21 protein-coding genes are annotated in these 21,745 nt (G+C 57.1%); 15 read left to right on the forward strand and 6 right to left on the reverse strand.

What is annotated here, in order from left to right; genetic code table 11:
- Positions 1-265: 265 nt before the first annotated feature.
- Together BUA39_RS05015 and BUA39_RS05020 are read right to left on the reverse strand one after the other, a co-directional pair.
- Entirely contained in the window at positions 266-766 is a 501-nt protein-coding gene (locus BUA39_RS05015) for a hypothetical protein (RefSeq protein ID WP_072791510.1), read from the reverse strand.
- Positions 759-1,064, reverse strand: coding sequence for a hypothetical protein (locus BUA39_RS05020; RefSeq protein ID WP_131814566.1), 306 nt, complete (start codon positions 1,062-1,064; stop codon positions 759-761). Before BUA39_RS05020 ends, BUA39_RS05015 begins: the two co-directional genes overlap by 8 nt.
- A 117-nt stretch (positions 1,065-1,181) precedes the next feature.
- On the opposite strand from BUA39_RS05020, the gene ettA reads away from it, so the two are divergent.
- Positions 1,182-2,837: an energy-dependent translational throttle protein EttA gene (ettA, locus tag BUA39_RS05025; protein ID WP_072791514.1), complete on the forward strand. Its 1,656-nt coding sequence runs from the start codon at positions 1,182-1,184 to the stop codon at positions 2,835-2,837.
- Positions 2,838-3,368: 531 nt separating this feature from the next.
- On the opposite strand, the gene BUA39_RS16695 is transcribed toward ettA, so the two are convergent.
- A complete protein-coding gene (locus BUA39_RS16695; RefSeq protein ID WP_131814567.1) occupies positions 3,369-3,728 on the reverse strand; it encodes a transposase in 360 nt (119 codons plus the stop codon).
- A gap of 173 nt (positions 3,729-3,901) precedes the next feature.
- Between BUA39_RS16695 and BUA39_RS16875 the strand changes: the two genes are divergently transcribed.
- Both BUA39_RS16875 and BUA39_RS05040 read left to right on the forward strand, forming a co-directional pair.
- Positions 3,902-4,039, forward strand: a complete 138-nt coding sequence (locus BUA39_RS16875; protein WP_207546194.1) for a hypothetical protein — start codon at positions 3,902-3,904, stop codon at positions 4,037-4,039.
- Between the two features lie 167 nt (positions 4,040-4,206).
- Complete coding sequence (locus tag BUA39_RS05040) at positions 4,207-4,443, forward strand: HP1242/YdcH family protein (protein WP_072791518.1); 237 nt, start codon at positions 4,207-4,209, stop codon at positions 4,441-4,443.
- A 63-nt stretch (positions 4,444-4,506) separates the two neighbouring features.
- Here BUA39_RS05040 and BUA39_RS05045 read toward each other — a convergent pair whose 3' ends face one another.
- Positions 4,507-5,013 (reverse strand): HugZ family pyridoxamine 5'-phosphate oxidase, encoded by a 507-nt coding sequence (locus BUA39_RS05045; RefSeq protein WP_341349531.1) that lies wholly within the window; start codon positions 5,011-5,013, stop codon positions 4,507-4,509.
- Positions 5,014-5,179: 166 nt separating this feature from the next.
- Here BUA39_RS05045 and BUA39_RS05050 point away from each other — a divergent pair, with 166 nt between their 5' ends.
- Together BUA39_RS05050 and BUA39_RS05055 are read left to right on the forward strand one after the other, a co-directional pair.
- Positions 5,180-5,575: a hypothetical protein gene (locus BUA39_RS05050; protein ID WP_072791521.1), complete on the forward strand. Its 396-nt coding sequence runs from the start codon at positions 5,180-5,182 to the stop codon at positions 5,573-5,575.
- A 167-nt stretch (positions 5,576-5,742) separates the two neighbouring features.
- Entirely contained in the window at positions 5,743-5,931 is a 189-nt protein-coding gene (locus BUA39_RS05055; protein WP_072791523.1) for a hypothetical protein, read from the forward strand.
- 173 nt (positions 5,932-6,104) lie between these two features.
- On the opposite strand, the gene BUA39_RS05060 is transcribed toward BUA39_RS05055, so the two are convergent.
- Entirely contained in the window at positions 6,105-6,503 is a 399-nt protein-coding gene (locus tag BUA39_RS05060; protein WP_072791524.1) for a hypothetical protein, read from the reverse strand.
- A gap of 145 nt (positions 6,504-6,648) precedes the next feature.
- Here BUA39_RS05060 and BUA39_RS05065 point away from each other — a divergent pair, with 145 nt between their 5' ends.
- Positions 6,649-7,071 (forward strand): winged helix-turn-helix transcriptional regulator, encoded by a 423-nt coding sequence (locus BUA39_RS05065; RefSeq protein ID WP_165610483.1) that lies wholly within the window; start codon positions 6,649-6,651, stop codon positions 7,069-7,071.
- A gap of 75 nt (positions 7,072-7,146) precedes the next feature.
- A complete protein-coding gene (locus BUA39_RS05070; protein WP_423219926.1) occupies positions 7,147-7,794 on the forward strand; it encodes a TetR family transcriptional regulator C-terminal domain-containing protein in 648 nt (215 codons plus the stop codon).
- 22 nt (positions 7,795-7,816) lie between these two features.
- On the opposite strand, the gene BUA39_RS05075 is transcribed toward BUA39_RS05070, so the two are convergent.
- A complete protein-coding gene (locus BUA39_RS05075) occupies positions 7,817-8,734 on the reverse strand; it encodes a hydrogen peroxide-inducible genes activator (protein ID WP_072791529.1) in 918 nt (305 codons plus the stop codon).
- Positions 8,735-8,835: 101 nt separating this feature from the next.
- On the opposite strand from BUA39_RS05075, the gene nhaA reads away from it, so the two are divergent.
- The 8 genes from nhaA (at position 8,836) to betA (ending at position 21,734) form a co-directional block, all read left to right on the forward strand.
- Positions 8,836-10,029: a Na+/H+ antiporter NhaA gene (gene nhaA / locus BUA39_RS05080; RefSeq protein ID WP_072791530.1), complete on the forward strand. Its 1,194-nt coding sequence runs from the start codon at positions 8,836-8,838 to the stop codon at positions 10,027-10,029.
- Positions 10,030-10,051: 22 nt separating this feature from the next.
- A complete protein-coding gene (locus BUA39_RS05085; RefSeq protein WP_072791532.1) occupies positions 10,052-11,020 on the forward strand; it encodes a sodium-dependent bicarbonate transport family permease in 969 nt (322 codons plus the stop codon).
- A gap of 258 nt (positions 11,021-11,278) precedes the next feature.
- On the forward strand, positions 11,279-13,081 hold the full coding sequence (locus BUA39_RS05090) for an autotransporter assembly complex protein TamA (protein WP_084604708.1): 1,803 nt from the start codon (positions 11,279-11,281) through the stop codon (positions 13,079-13,081).
- The gene (locus BUA39_RS05095; protein WP_072791534.1) at positions 13,081-16,839 is read left to right on the forward strand and encodes a translocation/assembly module TamB domain-containing protein; all 3,759 of its coding nucleotides are present in this window, start codon (positions 13,081-13,083) and stop codon (positions 16,837-16,839) included. Before BUA39_RS05090 ends, BUA39_RS05095 begins: the two co-directional genes overlap by 1 nt.
- Before the next feature lie 61 nt (positions 16,840-16,900).
- Positions 16,901-17,860 carry a zinc transporter ZntB gene (locus BUA39_RS05100; protein ID WP_072791536.1) on the forward strand — a complete coding sequence of 320 codons (960 nt, stop codon included), beginning with the start codon at positions 16,901-16,903 and terminating at the stop codon, positions 17,858-17,860.
- A 144-nt stretch (positions 17,861-18,004) separates the two neighbouring features.
- Positions 18,005-18,577: a choline-binding transcriptional repressor BetI gene (betI, locus tag BUA39_RS05105; RefSeq protein WP_072791537.1), complete on the forward strand. Its 573-nt coding sequence runs from the start codon at positions 18,005-18,007 to the stop codon at positions 18,575-18,577.
- A gap of 43 nt (positions 18,578-18,620) precedes the next feature.
- Positions 18,621-20,078, forward strand: coding sequence for a betaine-aldehyde dehydrogenase (gene betB / locus BUA39_RS05110; protein WP_072791539.1), 1,458 nt, complete (start codon positions 18,621-18,623; stop codon positions 20,076-20,078).
- Between the two features lie 9 nt (positions 20,079-20,087).
- On the forward strand, positions 20,088-21,734 hold the full coding sequence (betA, locus tag BUA39_RS05115; protein ID WP_072791541.1) for a choline dehydrogenase: 1,647 nt from the start codon (positions 20,088-20,090) through the stop codon (positions 21,732-21,734).
- Positions 21,735-21,745 lie beyond the last annotated feature (11 nt).

The raw sequence follows: 21,745 nt of genomic DNA on the forward strand, positions 1-21,745 counted from the left end.
ATTTGGTATTCCATATTGAGCCGCCCGTAGGGTGCGTGCGAGTACGCACCGCGCCAGCGTTTCAAAGCCGGGCTAAAGCCCGGCCTACGCATTTTGTTTTGTCTGACATCCCCACAAAGGGCGGCGCACCCCAAACCACATCTGTTTGAACCGCCCCACCCCATCAACAAAGGGCGGCGCCTGACCCTGGGTGGGTGCGAAGCGCCCTCCCGTGGGGAGGGTCGGGCGCTGACCGGCGGTGCCAGGCTTAAGGCTAAGCAAGGCGTCACGTACGTTTAGGCATTGGAAAGTATACAGGTAAGCTTATGTCACGAGAAGAGGCTACAAATTGGTCATCCAACGTATAGACCATATCTTTTTTGACATCTTTATTGAGTTTATCCAAAAATACGGACTTTGATGCCCAGTGAAATTCCGTGACGATTGTATTCGAAGCTTCGATTAACCACCTCAGATAGCGCTCATATCGAACTTGATTATCTTCAACCCCGTCAAATTTAGAAAAGTGAAAGTTTAGAAAAGAGGCAAAAACCAAGTCATCACAAGCAATGAAGGATGAATTGGCCTTGGTTTCGTGAAACAAGAAGCGGTTCTCAGCGTTCGTACCGATGTGGGGCAACCATTTTTTGACTTCTCGGATTGGGGTATGACCAGTCAGATGCTTTCGCATCTCGTAGGCGAGCTTCATAAATTCACTTGCCTCCAATTGGTCGTCAATTTCATTCCAACGGTTGAGAATTAACTCGGTCGTCTCACACTCATTCATTTTTTGCTTTTTTTTGCATTGCAACAGAAGTTGCGAAACCTTTGAAAGCGTACTTTGCTTCCACCACTTTTAAATTGAGAATGCGAACTAACGCATGTGACCTAGATGACGAAGCTTTTTTGAAAACGCTATCATCTGGCCAAGGATGCAATGACATCAAAAGAAGATGTTGAAATTGCATTAATTCTTCAGCGAATAGACCCAAGGTCAACAGAGCTGCTGTTAAATCACCACCAAGTTCTTCTCTGTCTTCTTTTGTAAATTCGATTTGTGTAAAATTTATTTCCATATTTGACATCTAGACACAGCTTCCTAGCGAATTCCACCTCCCCATTTGCCATCCCCCACCCCATCCGCTATCACACGCTCCAACGCGACAACGCGCATCAGAATCCCCTAATTTCCGGAGCCCGACATGGCAGCTTATCAGTACGTCTATCACATGCAGGGGGTCTCCAAGACCTACCCCGGCGGCAAGAAATGTTTTGAGAACATCCACCTCTCCTTTCTGCCCGGCGTGAAAATCGGTGTCGTCGGTGTCAACGGCGCGGGTAAATCCACGCTGATGAAAATCATGGCGGGTCTGGACAAGGATTTCACCGGTGAGGCCTGGGCCGCAGAAGGTGCCAAAGTGGGCTACCTGCCGCAAGAGCCGAAGCTCGACGAAAGCCTGACCGTGCGGGAAAACGTCATGCTGGGTGTGGCCGAGAAAAAGGCCATTCTGGATCGCTATAATGAGCTGGCGATGAACTACTCGGACGAGACCGCCGAGGAGATGGCCAAGCTGCAAGACGACATCGACGCGCAGAACCTCTGGGATCTGGACAGTCAGGTGGATGTTTCCATGGAAGCGCTGCGCTGCCCGCCGGATGACGCGAAAATCTCTGACCTGTCCGGGGGTGAGCTGCGCCGCGTTGCGCTCTGCAAACTGCTGCTCGAAGCACCAGACATGCTGCTTTTGGACGAACCGACCAACCACTTGGATGCAGAAACCATCGCCTGGCTGCAACAGCACCTGATTGACTACAAGGGCACCATCCTTTGTGTGACCCACGACCGCTATTTCCTTGACGATATTACGGGCTGGATTCTGGAACTCGACCGTGGCCGCGGCATTCCTTACGAGGGCAACTATTCCAGCTGGCTGGAACAGAAAGCCAAACGTCTGGAGCAGGAAGCCCGCGAAGACAAATCCAAGCAGAAGACGCTGGAGCGCGAACTCGAATGGATGCGTCAGGGTCAGAAAGCTCGTCAGGCGAAATCCAAGGCGCGTATTTCGGCCTATAACGAGATGGCGTCGCAGTCCGAGCGCGAAAAGGTCGGTCGCGCGCAGATCGTCATCCCGAATGGTCCGCGTCTGGGGTCCAAGGTGATCGAGGTTGAAAACCTGTCCAAGCACTTTGGCGACAAGCAGTTGATCGAAGGGCTGGAGTTCTCTTTGCCGCCGGGCGGCATTGTCGGCGTGATCGGCCCGAACGGCGCGGGTAAATCCACGCTCTTTAAAATGCTGACCGGTCAGGAGCAGCCTGATGGCGGCTCTGTCACCTATGGCGACACGGTGAAATTGTCCTATGTCGACCAGTCGCGTGACGATCTGAACGATAAAGACACCGTTTGGGAAGCGATTTCCGGCGGGGCGGAGATCATTGAGTTGGGCGACGCGCAGGTGAATTCCCGCGCCTATTGTTCCAGCTTCAACTTCAAAGGCGGCGATCAGCAAAAACCGCTGAACCTGCTGTCAGGCGGTGAACGCAACCGCGTGCACATGGCGCGTCTGCTTAAGGAAGGCGGCAACGTGCTGCTGCTCGACGAACCGACCAACGATTTGGACGTGGAAACTCTCCGCGCCTTAGAAGACGCGCTGGTGGACTTCGCAGGCTGTGCGGTTGTGATCTCGCACGATCGTTTCTTCCTCGACCGGATCTGCACGCATATTCTGGCCTTCGAAGGCGAGGCGCATGTGGAGTGGTTTGAGGGGAACTTCGAAGACTACGAAGAAGATAAGAAGCGTAGGCTGGGCGCGGACGCGCTGGAACCGAAGCGCTTGAAGCATAAGAAGTTTTCGCGGTAAGATTTTGAGGCGGCTTTCGGGCCGCCTTTTTTATTCTGTTTTTCGTTGTATTCACAAGTGAATGTTCTCATAATGTTCTTAGACTGAGAATCGGACAGCGGGACGCTGAACCCGAAACTCTTTCAGCGCTTAGCAGCGCTATGTCGAAACCCTAGCGGGAAGTAGGCTAAGGCGGCCCTAACCACGTGACGTGCGAGGGAAAACTGCCGGCGGCAGCTCCAAGTGATCATAGGAGAAGCCAACATCCTGCCTCGTTAGGGCAGGTTAAATATACTGAGTAGACAATGGCTGCTCATCCGGATGGGCTTCACTGAGGAAACTCTGATGAGGTTTTCGTTCAAAATAGAAGGGCGAGTATCATATGGTGACATTATTGGAACCATTTCACTCTTGCTAGCGATGCTAGGTTTTTTCCTATAACGCTGGGCGGCAGAACTGCCGCCCTTCTTTTTTGCTTTCTACCGTAGGGTGGGCTTCCAACCCACCATCCTCGGTCGCAACCGTCTCGCGACGGTGGGGTGAAACCCCACCCTACAAATCGAACACCTGTAGGCCGGGCTTTAGCCCGGCATATCTGCCATTTCGGACAACGGGTAACGTGGATGGCGGGCTAAAGCCCGCCCTACGGAGCTTCATTGTAAATCGCGCTTTCATCGCACCAACGCGAACACCCAGGCCACAATCCCCGTCCGGCAGTGTCCAAACGAAATGCATGTGATCTGGCAAAACTACGCACGCATTGATGTCAAACGGGCGTTGGGCGCGGGTTTCGGCAATCGCTTTTCGCAACAGATTGATCTGATCCACCAACAATGTTGCACCGCGCTGCGCCAAAACAACTGTGCAAAACACTGTAGCGCCGGGGATTTTGGGGCGGATGTAATTGGGCATGCCTTAAATTGGCTGTGGCGTGGTTAATAGAAGACTGACGCTGCCGGGCTGAATCCCGGCCTACGACCGCCCCCCACTTCCTCAATTGGAACCTTTTTCGTCCGGTAAGCGTTTGTAATCAGAAGGAATTGATACCGGCTTTTAGGCTGGATCAAAACGAGGAAGGAGATGCCATGCATCGCGAAAAACCCCGCGCGCCGGCAGCGACAAAGACGCCGAAGAGAAACTACAGAGCGCCACCCAAGTCCTATCGCCCCCCCGGCACCGAGCGTGTCGGCCCCTTTGCCTTTACAGACTGGGCGCTGATCTAGCTCCCCCCGGTTCGCGAACGCCTTTCGCGTCGGACCCACCACACAGAACCGCAGCGTGCGCTTGATCGCCTCGCCGCGGTTTTTCTTTGAAAGTTTGATCCCCATCAAAACGGTGTGCAGTTCGTCGGTCTAGACTTGCTTGAAATCAGGCAGAACGGAGAAGCAACATGTCTCATACACCACACGAATTGGCTGCGGAATTTCCAGAGCACATCGCAAAACTGTCCGATCTAAAGCAATCCGATGCGCATTTCGCGCGGCTTGCCGAGGACTATCACGAGGTGAACCGCGCTGTGCATCGGGCGGAAACCAATGTGGAGCCGGTGGGCGATATGGACGCCATAGAAATGCGCAAGAAACGCGCCGCGTTGAAGGATGAGATTTACCGGATGTTGACGGCGTAGGCTGGGCTTTTACCCCAGCATTCCGAGCGGCACTTGCAGAGTAAGGTGGGGAGGAACCCCGCCTTACAATTTATACGCTTTGCCGAACCCTGCGTTCAGCAACCCGTCGACAACTTCAAACCGCACAAAGTGGAAATCCGCGAAGTCGACGTAGAGCTTTGCCTTTGGGCATTGCTTTAGGTATTGCGCGCGCATTTCCGTATGCGCGTCGCTGCCTTGAGTCACAAAGGCGGCCCAGCAATGTAGGGTCAGACGGGGATGGGTCAGCGGATCGCCCTTCTCCCCAGGTTCCCCAATCAATAGCGCGCAGGCTGGTGCGGTGCGCAGGGCCTGCGTGTGCATAGCCAGGTCTGAGACCAGCGTGATTGGTGTTCCCCCGGCATCCAGCGCCAGGGCAATGCGCGTGACCGAAGGGGTGCCATCCGCACGCGTCACGGCAAGCGCCGCGTGATCGTTTTGCATCAGTGTCGCGATCAGCGCGCGCGCCTCATCATCCATGGGGCGGAAGGGATCATTCTTTTGCATGAGGACGATGTAACACAGCTTTGCGCCGTGCACACGTATGCTCACAAGCGGGTCAGCAGGGTGAAATATCTCTGGTTCACTGGCGACAGGTGGCCCACCTGTTTGCTAGGAAGGAGGTCACAATGCCTAAGAAAGAGAAACATCCTGCTCCGCCACCTGACGCAGAGCGCAAGCCGAAGCCATACCATTTCACCGATTGGGCCGCGATCTAATGTCTTATGTCATCGCCATTGCTGTTGCATTCTTCGCTGCATTTGTGGCTGGGTTGCTGGCGCTACCAGAAGCCCTTGGCGCCCACCCGTGGTGGAGTGCGAAGGTGCTTTGGACGGGCGGTTCCGTTGGCGTGGTTGTCGGGATCTTGACCGCATGGCGCGTCTCTTCGCGTAGAAAGTACCAAACGGTCGCACTGATCGGCCTTGTTGTCGCCACCATCGCCGCCTTTGCCACTGCGCGCTATGGGCAAGCCCAATTCGCGGCCACCTATGCCGAAGACGCCTTTGCCGGAAAACTCTGGTTCTTTGGCTGGCACAGCACTTGCGCCTTCGCGATGGCAACCCTTTCGCTTTTGGGTTGGATCATTGCCGACACGTTGCGGTCGCGCGCCTGACGCTTCTTCTCAATCTTACACGCTAAAGGCGAACATCACTAAGTGGCCCTTGAGGCGCCACAATCCCGCCCTAATTCCCCCGGATAGTTGTAGCTGTCAAATGACGCATAGTTTACGCATTTGCGCCGCAGAAGCGGCACCGACACGACAAACCTCGGGAGTCCCCCATGGCAATTGTGATGTTCCTTTTTGGCAGCGTGCTTGGCACCGTTGGCGTCCTTATTCAGTGGGCCCTCGGATTTGAAATGTCGACGTTTTTGCTGACCTATGGATTTTGCGCCATCGGCCTCCCCCTCCTGACGCTTATTTCTCTCTCGTCCCATCGTGACGCCGACGCGGATAGCGCGGCTTCATAAGTTCAGTTCCATCATAGCGTGACGGGGAAGAATACCCTGTCGCGCCACATAGAAACGCCCGGCCCCGGTACAGTCCCTCCACCGTGGTGCGGGCGTTTCCATGTTCCGTAACCAGTGATCACCGTCGTGGTGGAAGGCACCCAGATTGGGTGCCTTTTTCATGTCCCGCCCGTTTAGCCAAAGACACGGTGGATCGCGCTGAGCGCCAATCCAAACGTCAGAAATTGCTCAAAGGAGGTGAGCGCCTCTGTCCGCATCCAAGCCGGGATCGAGGGCACATCGTATTTGGCAGGTTCGGTCAGTGTCATATAAGCCCCAAGAAAACCCCCAAAGGCACCCGCGACCAGAAGCCCACCCAACCAAGTGACCTCTCCTCCCTGCCAGCTTTGCAGGGCGAAGCTCATGATCAGCGCCTGAATGATCATAGTCAGAAAGCCGAGCGGCATGATGATTTTGTCACGTAAGATGCCGACGCTGTCGTAATGCGCCTTGTTCAGCACAAAGTGTGATGTGCCCTGCACAGCGAATGTGATGACGACAAAAGCAAGGACGGAAAGAACGTGGACGATCATGGGTGACCTTTCTTGTTTGGGTGAAATGGGACCCTGCCCGCAATTCACTTTTATTTTGCAAGTGATTTACAGATTGCGTGAGTCGCTTTTGATTTGCAAGTGATTTTGAAACCCCTACATTGGCTGCATGGCAAAGACAGGTTCAATGGAATGGCAAGGCTGCCCTGTGCGCTATGCGGCGGGGATTTTCGGCGACAAATGGAGTTTCGTGTTGCTGCGCGACGTCCTGCTGCACGGCAAGCGTTACTATGGGGATTTCCTCGCCTCCGAAGAAGGTATTTCCACCAATGTCCTCGCCAGCCGACTTGCTGACCTAGAGGCCTCAGGCATGCTGACACGCCATCAGGACCCGGAAAAACGGAGCCGTGTCTTTTATTTGCCGACCCGCAAGGCGCGTGACCTGTTGCCTGCGCTTTTGGCGATGATGGTCTGGTCTGTTGACCATGATCCAGACACCAAAGCGCCTGAAAGTTTTGCGCCCTTCGTGAAACAGGACATGGCACGCGCCGTGCGCTGGTATGAGGCGCAGATCGACAAGGCGAATGCCCCTTTACTGGATAAACTCTGACGCCGGGTCAATTTTTTGCTTTCAGACGCTGGACCTTGTCCCTGCCGCTGGATAACGTCGATCCATTGGGAGAACATGGCTATGGAAGACCAACAGACTGAGCCAAAGAAACTCAGCCGCATTCAGCAGCGCAATCGCGAATTGATCATCGATGCCGCGCTTGATGTGTTCTCTCAGCATGGGTTTCGCGGGGCGACGCTGGACCAGATTGCGGAAAGCTCCGGCCTCTCAAAGCCCAACATTTTGTATTATTTTGCGGGCAAAGAAGACATCTATGTCACGCTGTTGAACCAGATGCTGTCCAGTTGGTCCGATCCATTGCAGGCGCTTAAGGCGGATGGCGATCCGATCACCGAAATTCTGGCCTATGTGGATCGCAAGATGGACATGACCCGCGCCTACCCTAGGGAAAGCCGGTTGTTCGCGAATGAGATCATTCAAGGCGGTTCACGAGTGATGGAGCATCTGCAGGCAGACGTCAAAGCGCTGTTTGATGAAAAGGTCGCCGTCATACAGGGCTGGGTGGATGCAGGACGGCTGGCACCGGTTGATCCACGCCATTTGATCACCTCGATCTGGGCGACAACTCAGCATTATGCGGATTTTGATGCGCAGATTCAGGTGCTGCTTGGCCCCGGAGACCAAGTGATAGACCAAGGCACCGAATATCTGACAACCCTTTTCGCCAAAGCCCTTAAGCCAGAGCCTCAGGCCGCCGAATAACCTATTCGTCGCTGGTACAGGGCTAAGGTTTACGTCCCTGTGCCAGAATTTTTTGCGCCTCGCTGCGCAGGATATCTGCCAAAATCTCACTTCCAGGTCGTGGTTCAGGCAATTGCGGTTGCACCAGTACGATTTCGCGCGCAGCGGCGTCATCTGACAGAAAATGCAGGCTGACGTCTGTTCCTCGCTGAGCCTCTGTTGCAGCGTAGATATTGGGTAGGATCGCGATCCCCGCCCCCATGGCCGCCATAAGGCGGATCGCATCAAGGCTGGTGCCTTCGTATTCGTCTGACACCCGCCCCCCGGCCCCGGCGGCCATCCCCGCCACGACATGGGACAGCCGGTGCCCCGCGCCCAGCGTCAGAAAGGTCTGCCCGGCGAGATCTGCAAGCGACAAAGTCGCGGGCAAGTCGGCCAACGGATGATCCTGCGCCATGGCGGCCCACAGGCGTTCTGTAAACAGGTGTGTTTTCTGCGCGCCGGGGTGATCTTCGGGGGTCGAGATGATCATATCCAGCCGCCCGCTGCGCAGCCCCTCGTCCAAATCACGCGTGCTTTCCTCACGCACGATCAGGCGGAAATGGGGGTGCTCTTTGTGCAAACGCCGCACCACGCCGGGCAGCAGGTAAGGCCCGATTGAGGGCAAAACCCCAAGGCGCAAACGGCCATGGAAAATGCCGCCGCCCTGTGCGGACGCCCGAAGGTCTTGGATTTCATGCAGAATTTGGCGCGCACGCCGGACGACCTCCTCGCCCACAGGTGTGACTTTCGCCCCTTTTCGCCCGCGCTGAAACAGGGTGACACCAAGATCGGCTTCGACCTCTGCCAACTGAGACGAAAGGCTTGGTTGGCTGACATTCAGCTGCTCTGCGGCCAAGCCAACTTGGCCGGTGTCGGCCACGGCCACTATATATTCTAACTGACGCAGCGTGGGTCGCATTTACATAGCCCCAACCTATGAAAAACAGAGAAAACATATATTTGAATCTATGTTATGATCAACCCATATCAGCGCCAAAGGCTTAAACTGTCGGGGACACCATGGATAAGGCACTTTCGAAAATTCAAAACTTTATGAAGCTTGAGGCCAGCGCGGGCTTGATCCTGATGGGCGTGGCGGTCCTCGCGATGCTGGCGGCGAATACGGGCTTTGCCCCGCTTTATGACAGCATATTGGGGGCCAATATCCGCATCGGCATTGCCAGCTTTGAGATTTCAAAGCCCGCCCTGCTGTGGATCAACGACGGCTTGATGGCGATCTTCTTTTTCCTTGTCGGGCTAGAGATCAAACGCGAAGTGCTGGACGGCGAATTGTCGAGTTTCGATAAGGCGGTGCTGCCGATCCTTGCTGCGATTGGCGGTATGGCAGTGCCTGCGGCTGTCTTTGTGATGCTGAACTTCGGCACACCAGAGAACCTGAATGGCTGGGCGGTACCGACAGCCACAGACATCGCCTTTGCCCTTGGCATTCTGGCGCTGCTTGGAACGCGCGCGCCTGTCGCATTGAAAGTCTTCCTGTTGGCGGTTGCCATCATCGACGACCTAGGCGCAATTGTGATCATCGCGGTCTTCTACACCTCTGATCTGTCGACCAACGCCCTGACATTCTCGATGCTGGGCTTTGCCTTGGCGGTGGGGCTGAACCGGATGGGCGTGCAGAAACTGACGCCTTACCTGATTATCGGCATTGTCATGTGGGTCTTTGTTCTGAAATCCGGCGTGCATGCGACCTTGGCCGGTGTGATGATCGCGCTGACCATTCCTTTGAAACGCAAGGATGGCGACAAGGCACTGCTGCACCGGCTTGAGCATGGGCTGCATCCCTGGGTCGCGTTCCTGATCCTGCCAATCTTTGCCTTCGCCAATGCGGGTGTCACGCTGAAAGGTCTGTCGATGGATGACCTGACACAGCCGCTGACACTGGGCATTATCCTGGGGCTGTTTGTCGGCAAGCAAGTTGGTGTTTTGGCCGCGACCTGGATTGGCATCAAAAGCGGGCTGGCGAGACTGCCCGAGGGTGTCAATTGGCGGCACGTCTATGGGGTTGCCTGCCTGACCGGTGTTGGCTTCACCATGAGCCTGTTTATTGGATCGCTGGCCTTTGGTGCAGACGAGACGATGAATGCGGTGCGGCTGGGTGTCGTCTGCGGGTCGATCTTGTCGGGCCTGCTTGGGTTTGCCGTGTTGCGAAGCGCGGCGCAGGATCCGGCCACAAAACCAATCACATCTAACTAACCAAGTTTCCAAGGGGACAGCTATGGAACTTTCAATCGCCTCTCTGGCGAGCAATCTGCTCGCGCCTACGATCCTGTTTTTCATCCTCGGCCTGATCGCCGCCGTGGCCCGTAGCGACCTGTCGATCCCGGAAGGCGCGGCCAAGATCATGTCGATCTATCTGCTGCTGGCCATTGGTTTCAAAGGCGGGGCAGCGGTTGCCAAAAGCGGTGTCGACGGGCAATTGATCGCAAGCCTTCTGGCCGGGATTGTGCTGTCGTTTGTGCTGCCTTTCGTGGCCTACGCCCTGCTGAAGGCTATGACGCGGCTAGACGGGTTAAACGCGGCGGCTGTTGCGGGGCATTATGGGTCGATTTCCATCGTGACCTTTGTGACCGCCGTCAGCCTGCTTGAGGCGCGCGGGATTGCGTCGGAGGGCTATATGGTCGCCGTTGCCGCCGTGATGGAGGTGCCTGCGATTATGTCTGCCCTTTGGCTGGCCGCGCGCAAAGGCGGCACTTCGGCGGTGGATTGTTCGCTGCTGCGGCACATCCTTGGCAATGGGTCGATTGTCTTGTTGATCGGGTCCTTCACCATTGGCGCCGTCACCGGCGAAAGCGGCCTGAACGATTTGCATCCCTTTATTGTTGTCCCCTTCACGGGCGTACTGGCGATCTTCCTACTGGACATGGGCCTGTCTGCCGGTCGCAGCCTGATGGAAAACAAAAAGGAGATTTCAGGCGGCTTGCTGGCCTTTGGCTGTGTCATGCCGATTATCGGCAGCCTGTTCGGGCTGGCGCTGGCAAAGCTGGTGGGTGTGTCCCTGGGCGGAACATTCCTGATGATGGTGCTGAGCGCCTCGGCCTCTTATATTGCGGTTCCAGCCGCGATGCGGCTAGCGCTTCCGCAAGCCAAATCCGGTATCTACCTGTCACTGGCGTTGGGGGTCACTTTCCCCTTCAACCTGACGCTGGGGATGCCCCTATATTTCCTGCTGGCCAGCCTGTTCTGATCTGGCGCGCAAAACGTTCCAACGAAAACGGCGATATCTCGCTGGTCTGCCCAAAAGCACAATTTGGGCAGGCCATCCTGCTCTTCAATCGGCTAAATTCAACGGGCTTTGACGCAGCACCTAAAAAGGCGGTGATCTAGGTCTTTTCACCATGTGCTTTCCCGCATGACGTTCTATGTTGAAAGGGAACGCGGGGGATGGGATCGCGTGGTTGATCCCCGTTTTCACCGTGGCTCTGTACCGTGTTTGAGGACGAATATGACCATCGTTGCCCCTGTAAAATCCCGACTGTGCCGCCTTCTTTTGGTTGCGATGGTGCTGCCATCGGCGCTTGGGGCGTTTGAGTTCAAGATGGGCACGCCGGGCGCGCCAGAGTCGTTGTCTGATGACCTGCGCGCAACGTCTTTGGTCGCGGGGCTGAGAAGCGACAAAGACGCTCAGCCAATTGATGTTTTGGCGGCAGCGCGGTCGGACTACCAACGCTTGTTAGCTGTGCTTTATGATGCGGGTTATTATGGGCCGGTGATTTCGATCCGCGTGGACGGCAAAGAAGCCGCCGACATGTCGCCCCTGCGGGTGCCGCAATCCATTGGGCGGATTGATATTCAGGTCACGCCGGGAAAAGCGTTCCGGTTTTCCGAGGCCAAAATCGCCCCGCGCGCACCGCAAAGCACCCCGCCTGAGGGGTACGCCAAGGGAAAGCGCGCCCGTGCTGGTGTCATCCGTGAGGCGGTGGACACTGCGATCAGTGACTGGCGCGATATTGGCCACGCCAAAGCCGCAGTGTCGTCGCAAATGCTGACTGCCAACCACGCCCGCGCACAGATGTTGGCGGATATCCGTCTGTCGCCGGGGCCACAGCTGCGGTTTGGTAAGTTGATCCTCCCGCCCGAGGGCAATGTCAGGTCTGAACGCATTCGCGAAATTGCAGGCATTCCAAGTGGGCAGATGTTTTCCCCAACCGAACTACGGCGCACCGGCCAGCGCCTGCGTCGGACGGGCACGTTTCGGTCGGTCGTGGTGAAAGAGGCAGAGGTGCCCAACGCGGACGGCACATTGGATATCGAACTGGAATTGGTAGAGGCCAAACCGCGCCGTTTTGGTCTTGGCGCTGAACTTGGCTCAATCGAAGGGCTGTCGCTATCGGGCTTTTGGATGCATCGCAATCTGCTTGGTGGGGCGGAACGGCTGCGCTTTGACGCCGAGGTATCGGGCATTTCCGGCCAAACGGGCGGGATTGATTACCTGCTCGGCGCGCGATTTGATCGCCCAGCCACATTTAACCCCGACACAACATTCTATCTGGAAAGCCGTCTGGAACGCGAAGATGAGCCGGATTACCTGGAAAACAGCGCTTTGCTTGAGGCAGGTCTGACCCGGGTTCTGAACGATGAATTCAGCGGTTCGATTGCCGTCGCCTATAGCTATTCGGACATCACCGATGACCTTGGCGAACGACAGTTGACCTATCTGCAATTGCCCACCGTTCTGACCTACGACAATCGCGATGAGGAACTCGACGCGACCAAAGGCTATTTTGCCGAGGTCGAACTGACGCCGTTTTTTGAATTCAACAGCAGTTCTACAGGCGCGCGGCTTTACGCAGATACGCGAGGGTATTTTTCGCCGGGACAGTCAGACCGGCTGACAGCGGCGCTGCGCTTTCAGATCGGAACTGTTGTGGGCGCGGATATCACCGACATTGCGCCCAATATGCTGTTCTTTTCTGGCGGTGCTGGCACGGTGCGGGGACAGCCCTATCAATCGCTGGCGGTTGACCTTGGCGGCGGCACCATGGTGGGCGGGCGGTCCTTCCTAGGAGCCTCTGCCGAGGTGCGCACCAAAGTCAGCGACAGTTGGTCGGTCGTCGCCTTCTCTGATGCGGGCTACGTCGGCGAAGACAGCTTTGGCAACGGTGACGGCGACTGGCATTTCGGCGCGGGATTGGGCGTGCGGTATCACACGAGCCTTGGCCCCATTCGTTTGGACATCGCAGCGCCAGTTGGTTCGAATGCGGGCAATAATGTCGAGTTTTACATCGGGATCGGGCAGGCCTTCTGATGCGCGTATTTGTGAATTTCATTTTCCCTTTGCTGTTGGCGGTTGCCTTTTGGGCCGCCCCGCCGGTCGCTGCACAAGACAGCACATCGGAGGTGGCAGAGAAATCCGCGCTGGAAAACTGGTTGCAAGACACGCTGTCTGAGGCAGGCCGCGAGGTGACCATCAACGGGTTTGCCGGGGCATTTTCGTCGAACGCGACCTTTGACGAACTGACCATCGCCGATGACGAAGGCATCTGGCTGCGCATTTCCAAAGCGAGCCTTGTGTGGTCGCGCAGTGCGCTTCTGTCGGGCCGCGTCGATATCAATGAAATCTCAGCAGAGAAGGTGGAGGTGCTGCGCAAACCTTTGGCGCAGGCTGCTGTTTCGGCAGAGGACAGTGAGTCTTGGCAATTCACGGTGCCGGAACTGCCCGTCTCCGTCGAAATCGACGCGTTGGACATCAAAGACATTTCCTTCGACGCAAGCGTCTTGGGGCAGGCCCTGAACCTCGCGCTGACGGGCAAAGCGACCCTTGCGGGTGGCGCTGCGGATGTGGATATCAAGGCGCTGCGCAGCGACGATTTGGGCGAGTTCAATTTCGCTGCCAAATTCGCCAATGAAACGCGCCAATTGACCCTTGATCTGGGCTTCCGTGAAGCTGCGGGCGGGATGGTCGCGACCTTGCTGAAAATCCCCGACACACCGGCGCTGGCGTTTTCTGTCAAAGGTGACGCGCCGCTTGAGGAGTTCACCGCCGACATCGCGCTGCAAACTGATGCGGACACGCAGTTTGGCGGCACCGTTAGATTGACGGAAACCACAACAGAAACCGGACCCGAGCGCCGTATCCAAGCCGCACTATCAGGCGACCTGCGCCCGCTGTTCATCGCGGATTATCACCCGTTTTTTGGCGCACGGTCAGAGCTGACATTGGATGTTCTTCGACCGACCAGCGGGCTGACCGATGTGCAGGTTTTCAGCCTGCAGACAGGGTTATTGCAGCTGAATGGCGCGGTGCTGCTGGATGTGGGCGGCCTCCCGAAAGCCTTTGATGTGACCGGGCAGATCACTTCTGATACCCCGGTGCGTTTGCCGACTTCGGACGTGCCGACGACACTGCGGTCCCTGCGATTGGAGGCCGATTTTGACGATACAAGATCCAACGTCTGGAACGCCGATATCTCCATCAGCGACTTTGAACGCGACAGTATCCGCCTGCCCTCACTTGCACTGATTGGCACCGGCAATATCGATCGACTGCCGGTCCGCGAAATCTCTGGCACGTTCTCCGCGACGGCAGATGGGCTTGCATTTGACGCTGCTAAGCTGGCAGAGGCCTTTGATGGCACCTATCAGGCCAGCGCGGCGTTTTCCTGGGTGCAGGATGGCTTGCTACGTTTTGACAAACTGCAACTGCGGTCAGACGCCGTGCAACTAGCGGCGGCTGGTACGCTGGGCACCTTGGCCGAAGGCTTCCCGCTAGAAGGACGCGGGACCCTGATTGCCAATGACCTCTCGCGCTACTCGCTGCTGGCAGGACGTGACATCGCGGGGTCTGCACATCTTGACCTGTCCGGGCGCTACGACATCCTTGGCGGTGGCTTTGACGCCGCTGTGTTTGGCGCGACCGAGGACTTAAAAGTCAGCGAACCGCGCCTTGATCCGTTGCTGGCGGGCCGCGCACGTCTGCGGGTGGTGGCCGAACGCTCTCCTGAGGGGACCGAGCTGCGGGTCCTCAACCTGCACACGGATGCGGCGCAGATCGATGCGACCGGATCAATAGATGCCAATGCCGGACAGTTGCAGCTTGAGGCAAGGCTTGTTGAATTGGCGCTTGTCGAACCGAAACTATCGGGGCCGGCGGATGTCAGCACGGACTTTGGCTGGACCAGCGATCAAGGGATCAGCATGCGTGATCTGGTGGCCAATGTCGCTGGCACGTCAATCACCGGCTCGCTGACCTCTCCGGAGGATGCGCTTTTCGCAGCCTTTGACGGTGACCTGCATGTCACTAGCCCGGATATCGCGGTCTTCTCGGATCTTGCTGGGCGGGCGCTTCGTGGGGCGATTGATATTAACCTCAAAGGCTCTGCCAATCTGAACGAGGCGCGATATGCGCTGCAATCGGTTCTGACGGCCGATAATTTGCAGACTGGGATTGCCCAGCTTGACCCCTTATTGCGTGGAGAGATGAAAGGGCAGATCGATATTGGCCTCGCTAACGATCTGCTGCGGATCACCGAAATCCGCCTGCGCAGCCCGCAGGCTTTTGTGACCGCCCAAGGCGAAGATGGGCGAGACCGGGTTGAATTTGAACTGGGTCTTGAGAACCTCGGCCTTTTGGTGCCGGAGTATAGCGGCCCGTTGCGGGCAGATGGACAATTGCGGTTTGATGAAAACGCGCCGCGAAACATCGCGGTCCGCGCCACAGGTACAGGCCCCGGTGGCATTGCGTTGCAAGCGAATGGTACGCTGTTTGATCTTGGGCAGCGCCTTGATATCGCTTTGACGGGCTCGGCACCCCTTGCGCTGGCAAACCCTTTTATCGCGCCCAATTCCATCCAAGGGGCGTCACGGTTTGATCTCCAACTGCGCGGTGCGCCGTCAGTGGCGGCGTTAAGTGGGCAGCTCGACCTTAGCGACGGGCGCATGGCCATGCCTGACAGCGGGATTGTGCTGTCTGGGCTGGCAGGCGACGTGCGGTTTGCCGCCACAGAAGCGCGGCTGAACATTCGTGCGCAGTCAGGCGAAGGTGGTACGGTGACCGTGCAAGGGCCGGTTTCGTTGCAAGCGCCCAATCGCGCAAACCTGTCCATCGCTTTGGCAAATTTCGGCATCTCCGACCCGGAACTGTTTCAAACAAGCCTTGATGGAACCGTGACCGTGGATGGCCCATTGCAGGGGCAGGCCCTGATCGCAGGGCGGGTTAACCTTGGACGCACAGAGATCGTCGTACCCTCGGGCAGCCCGATAGGCAGTTCTGGTCTTTTGGATGTCACCCATGTCAACGCACCACGCGATGTGCGCGCGACTTTGGATCGCGCGGGTGTTGGCCCTCGGGACTCGGGTGGGTCCTCGGCGGCCTATCCGCTGAATATCGTGGTGGTCGCGCCGAACCAGATCTTTGTGCGTGGGCGCGGGTTGGATGCCGAATTGGGCGGGCAAATCCGGCTGGGCGGCACCACGGCCGATGTTGCGGCAAGCGGCAATTTTGGTTTGATCCGGGGGCGTTTTGATATTCTGGGCCGCCGTTTCGTGATGAATGAAGGGCTGATCGACATGCGCGGTTCGCTTGACCCTTTCTTGCGTTTTGTGGCCGAAACACAGACGGATGACGGCGCCGTGCGGCTGATCCTTGAGGGGCTGGCCTCCTCGCCCGACATCCGGTTTGAAACCGACGGCGGCCTGCCGCAAGAAGAAGCGATTTCGCGGTTGTTGTTTGGGCGCGGCCTGGACAGCATTTCCCCACTGCAAGCGGCTTCGCTGGTGTCAGCTGTTGCCACCCTCTCGGGGCGCAGTTCTGGTGGGTTGACCGGGCGGCTTCGGTCTCAGCTTGGGCTGAGCGATTTTGACGTCACGCAGTCAGAGAGCGGTGCCGGGCAGCTGCGTGCGGGGGCCTATTTGAACGAAAACACCTATTCAGAAATTGTGATCGACAGCGTGGGCAATCAAGAGATTAACCTGAACCTTGATATCACGCCGAACCTGACCGTGAAGGGTGGTACGGGGTCAAACGGAAATACCGGCGTCGGGATTTTCTTTGAGAAGGATTATTGATGCGTGGCGTCGAGATAAAGACTTCGGTTGATCGATGTTGATTTGGGAATAAGCTGTTCGCATGAGCAAAACTATCACGCCCATTGCAGCCTTTGACATCACGCCGGATGCGGTCACGCCTGTGACATCAGACTGGCCCGCGCCCGCGCCAGTTGCGGGATATCGCTGGCTGCATTTCGATTTGAACCACCAAGATTTTGCAGATTGGGTTGCGGACCACATGCCCGAAATCGCGGGGCTGGCGTTGCAGCAAAGTGAAACCCGCCCACGGTGTGAGATGACCGAAGACGGGCTGATCTTGAACCTGCGGGCCGTGAACCTGAACCCGGAAAGCGCGCCCGAGGATATGGTGTCGCTGCGCATGTGGATCACCGAGACGACGATCGTCTCTGCCCGTTTGCGCAAGGTCTGGGCCGTCGATGCGATCCGGCAAAAGGCGGTTGAAGGCAAGGCGCCTGAAAGCCTTGGTCAGTTCTTGGCGGAGTTGACCCACAAGCTGACGCATCGCATTGAAACAGTGTCGGTTGGCCTTGGCGAAGATATCGACCAGCTGGAAGATGACCTTGAGAACGGTGTGCACCTGCGTGCCGACAGACTGAACAGCCTGCGCCAGACGGTCATCAAATTCCGGCGCTTTATCAACCCACAGCGCGAGGCGATTGCCGAACTCTCAGGCCTAGACAGTTGGGTTTTTTCGGCGCGCGAATTGGGGTTGCTGCGTGAAACCAGCAACCGCACCCGGCGCATTGTCGAAGAGTTGGATGCACTGCGCGACCGGCTGAGCGCGATGCAGGACCACATTGAAGCAGAGCGCGCACATGCTTTGACACGCAACAGCTACGTGCTGTCCGTGGTTGCGGCGATCTTCCTGCCTTTGGGCTTTTTGACGGGACTGTTTGGCGTCAACGTCGCAGGCATGCCGGGCACGGAAACAGACATGGCCTTCTGGCTTCTGACGCTTGGGTCCGTGGCAAGCGGCGTGGCCCTTTTCCTGATCTTTAAGTTCGCAAAGTGGCTGTAGAAGCCCGCTGATCAGCAGAATTCACAATATTTTCCCACCAAATGTTCACGTTTTCTGTGCTCGGTCTTTTTTTTAATTGGTCAGTCAATTAAAAATAAACACACGTAGATTCGCGTTCTTTTGTTTTCAGATCAAAGGTCAGACATGCCCAAGGTAGGAATGCAGCCGATACGGACCTCTGCCCTTGTGCAGGCGGTCATTGATGAGATTGGGGAAACCGGCACTATGGATGTGACGGTCAGCCAAATCGCGCGCCGTGCCGGGATGTCGAGCGGGCTTGTACATCATTACTTTGGCAGCAAGGACAATATGTTCATCGCCACCGCGCGCAGCATCCTGCGCAAATTCTCGGATGAGGTACGCGCAAATTTGCAAGGTCAGGCCGACCCGCGCGAGCGTCTAGAAACGATTATCCGCACCAGCTTTTCCGAGGTGAACAAACACCCGGAAACCGTGGGCGTTTGGCTGAACCTTTATGTCTACGCGCAGAAGTCGCACGAGGTAGCGCATCTTTTGACCATCTATCGCGCGCGCATGCGGTCCAATCTTTTGCACGAGTTGCGCCAACTGCGCCCGGATCAGGCCGAGGTGATCGCCGAAGCCATCGCCGCACATATTGACGGCACCTATATTCGCTGGGGCTTGCATGATGCCAAGACCCGCACCGCCACCCCTGAACAAAATGCATTGGACAGCCTCGCCCTTTTGCTGGGCTAAGCGCCGAATATGCAGTCCCACCCCTGTATTCTTGGAGTTACACATGACAGCTTCTCTGCAACCCAAAGCCAGCCACTATGTGGGCGGTCAATACGTCGAAGACACTGCTGGTACGCCTTTGGTGTCGACCTACCCTGCGGACGGGTCCACCAACGCCAATTTGCATGCGGCAACCCCGGCGATTGTGGAACAGGCGATTGCCGCCGCTGATGCGGCGCGCGCGGGCTGGGCTGCGATGACCGGTTCCGAACGCGGCCGTATCTTGCGCCGTGCGGCAGAGATCATTCGCGAACGCAATCACGAGCTGTCCGTCTTGGAAACGCGGGACACCGGGAAACCGCTGCAGGAAACGCTGGTGGCAGACGCAGCCTCTGGCGCGGATTGCTTGGAATATTTTGGCTCTATTGCCGCAGGTCTAACGGGCGAACATATCCAACTGGGGGCGGATTTTGCATATACAATCCGCGAACCGCTGGGCGTCTGCGTTGGCATTGGCGCTTGGAACTACCCAACACAGATCGCCTGCTGGAAAGCTGCGCCCGCCTTGGCCTGCGGCAACACCATGGTGTTCAAGCCGTCCGAAGTGACCCCGCTCGGTGCGCTGAAACTGGCGGAAATCCTGACCGAAGCCGGGTTGCCCGATGGTGTGTTCAACGTGGTGCAGGGCTTTGGCGAGGTTGGCGGCGCATTGGTTGGCGACGCGCGCGTGGCGAAAGTTTCCCTGACAGGCTCCGTGCCGACAGGCCGCAAAGTCTATGCGGCTGCGGCGGCAGATATGAAACACGTCACCATGGAACTGGGCGGCAAATCGCCCTTGGTGATCTTTGACGATGCCAATCTTGATGACGCCGTCAGCGCGGCCATCAACGCGAACTTTTACTCCTCGGGTCAGATCTGTTCCAATGGCACGCGCGTCTTTGTGCAGTCGGGCATCAAAGATCGTTTCTTGGCCGAACTGAAACGCCGAACAGAAACGGCCACTATCGGCGACCCAATGGATGAGGCCACAAACTTTGGCCCAATGGTCTCGCAAACGCAGGTCGACATCACGCTTGGCTACATTGCCAAAGGTGTCGAAGAAGGCGCGACATTGGTGACCGGCGGCAAGGCGCATGCGTTGGGCGGCCTTTATCTAGAACCCACAATCTTTGCGGATGTCACTGACGAGATGACAATCGCGCGTGAGGAAATTTTTGGCCCGGTGATGTCGGTTCTAACTTTTGAGGACGAAGCCGAGGTTCTGGCCCGCGCCAATGATACCGATTTCGGTTTGGCCGCTGGTGTGTTCACACGCGATCTGGCCCGTGCGCACCGCGTTGTTGCCGGGTTTGAGGCAGGCACCTGCTGGATCAACACCTACAACCTGACCCCGATTGAGATGCCCTTTGGCGGTGTCAAAGCCAGCGGTGTTGGGCGCGAGAACGCGCAATCTGCCATCGCGCATTACTCTCAACTGAAATCCGTTTACGTGGGCATGACCCCCGTCGAAGCCGCGTTTTAAGAGGGCCCCATGGAAGCAGATTTTGTTGTCGTCGGCGCGGGCAGCGCCGGGTGTGCATTGGCCTATCGGCTGGCGGAATCAGGCGCGTCGGTGCTTGTGGTGGAACATGGGGGCACAGACGTTGGCCCCTTCATCCAGATGCCTGCCGCGCTGTCCTATCCGATGAATATGAAGACCTATGATTGGGGCTACCGGTCAGAACCAGAGCCGCATTTGGGCGGACGTCGATTGGCGACACCCCGAGGGAAGGTGATCGGTGGGTCATCCTCGATCAATGGGATGGTCTATGTGCGCGGACACGCGCATGACTTTGACACTTGGGCTGAGATGGGCGCGGATGGGTGGTCCTACGCCGATGTGCTGCCCTATTTCCAACGTATGGAAACCTGGCATGACGGCGGGCATGGTGGTGATGCGGAATGGCGCGGGAAAAACGGCCCGTTGCATGTGACACGTGGACCACGCGCGAACCCGTTGTTTGACGCATTTGTTCAAGCCGGGAAGCAAGCAGGCTATGAGTTGACAGATGACTATAACGGTCACAAACAAGAGGGCTTTGGCCCGATGGAGCAGACCGTCCACAAGGGCCGCCGCTGGTCTGCGGCCAATGCCTATCTGCGCCCTGCCCTGAAACGGCAGAACTGTGATCTTGTCCGCGCCTTGGTCGAAAAGATCGAGGTCACCGAAGGTCGTGCAACGGCAGTTGTTTGCGCTGGTGGCAAACGGATCGTCGCCCGTCGTGAGATCATTTTGTCGGCGGGGTCTATCAACTCTCCGAAGCTGTTGCTGCAGTCGGGCATTGGCCCAGCCGCCGAACTTGCACAGCATGGCATCACGGCGCATGTGGATCGCCCGGGCGTGGGTAAGAACCTGCAGGACCATCTGGAACTTTACCTACAGATGGCATCGTCGCAACCAATCACGCTTTACAAGCATTGGAACATCTTCTCCAAGGCGATGATTGGGGCGCAGTGGCTGTTCACCAAAACTGGGCTGGGCGCGTCAAACCAGTTTGAAAGTGCCGCTTTCATCCGCTCTGCGCCCGGCGTGCCCTACCCGGATATCCAGTATCACTTCCTGCCGATGGCGATCCGCTATGATGGGAAGGCTCCCGCCGAAGGGCATGGCTTCCAAGCCCATGTTGGCCCGATGCGATCCCCAAGTCGGGGTGAGGTCACCTTGGCCTCGGCAGACCCGGCAGCGGCACCCAAGATCCAGTTCAACTACATGTCGCACGAAAAGGACTGGGAAGATTTCCGCACCTGCATTCGCATGACGCGCGAAATCTTTGCGCAGGACGCGTTCAAACCTTTCGTCAAACACGAAATCCAACCCGGCGCAGATGTGCAGACCGATGATGAGCTAAACGGCTTTATCCGTGAGCACGTCGAAAGCGCCTATCATCCTTGCGGCACCTGCCGCATGGGCCGTGCGGATGATCCGATGGCTGTGGTAGATCCCGAAGCACGGGTGATTGGCGTGGATGGTCTGCGCTTGGCGGACAGTTCGATCTTCCCGCAGGTGACCAATGGCAACCTCAACGCACCGTCTATTATGACGGGGGAAAAAGCCGCCGATCATATCCTGGGCAAGACGCTGCCAGCGTCAAATGCGAAACCTTGGGTTCATCCGAACTGGGAAACCCAGCAGCGGTAACTCTTGTCAGA

The organism is Cognatishimia maritima (assembly GCF_900129685.1).
GTDB lineage: Bacteria > Pseudomonadota > Alphaproteobacteria > Rhodobacterales > Rhodobacteraceae > Cognatishimia > Cognatishimia maritima.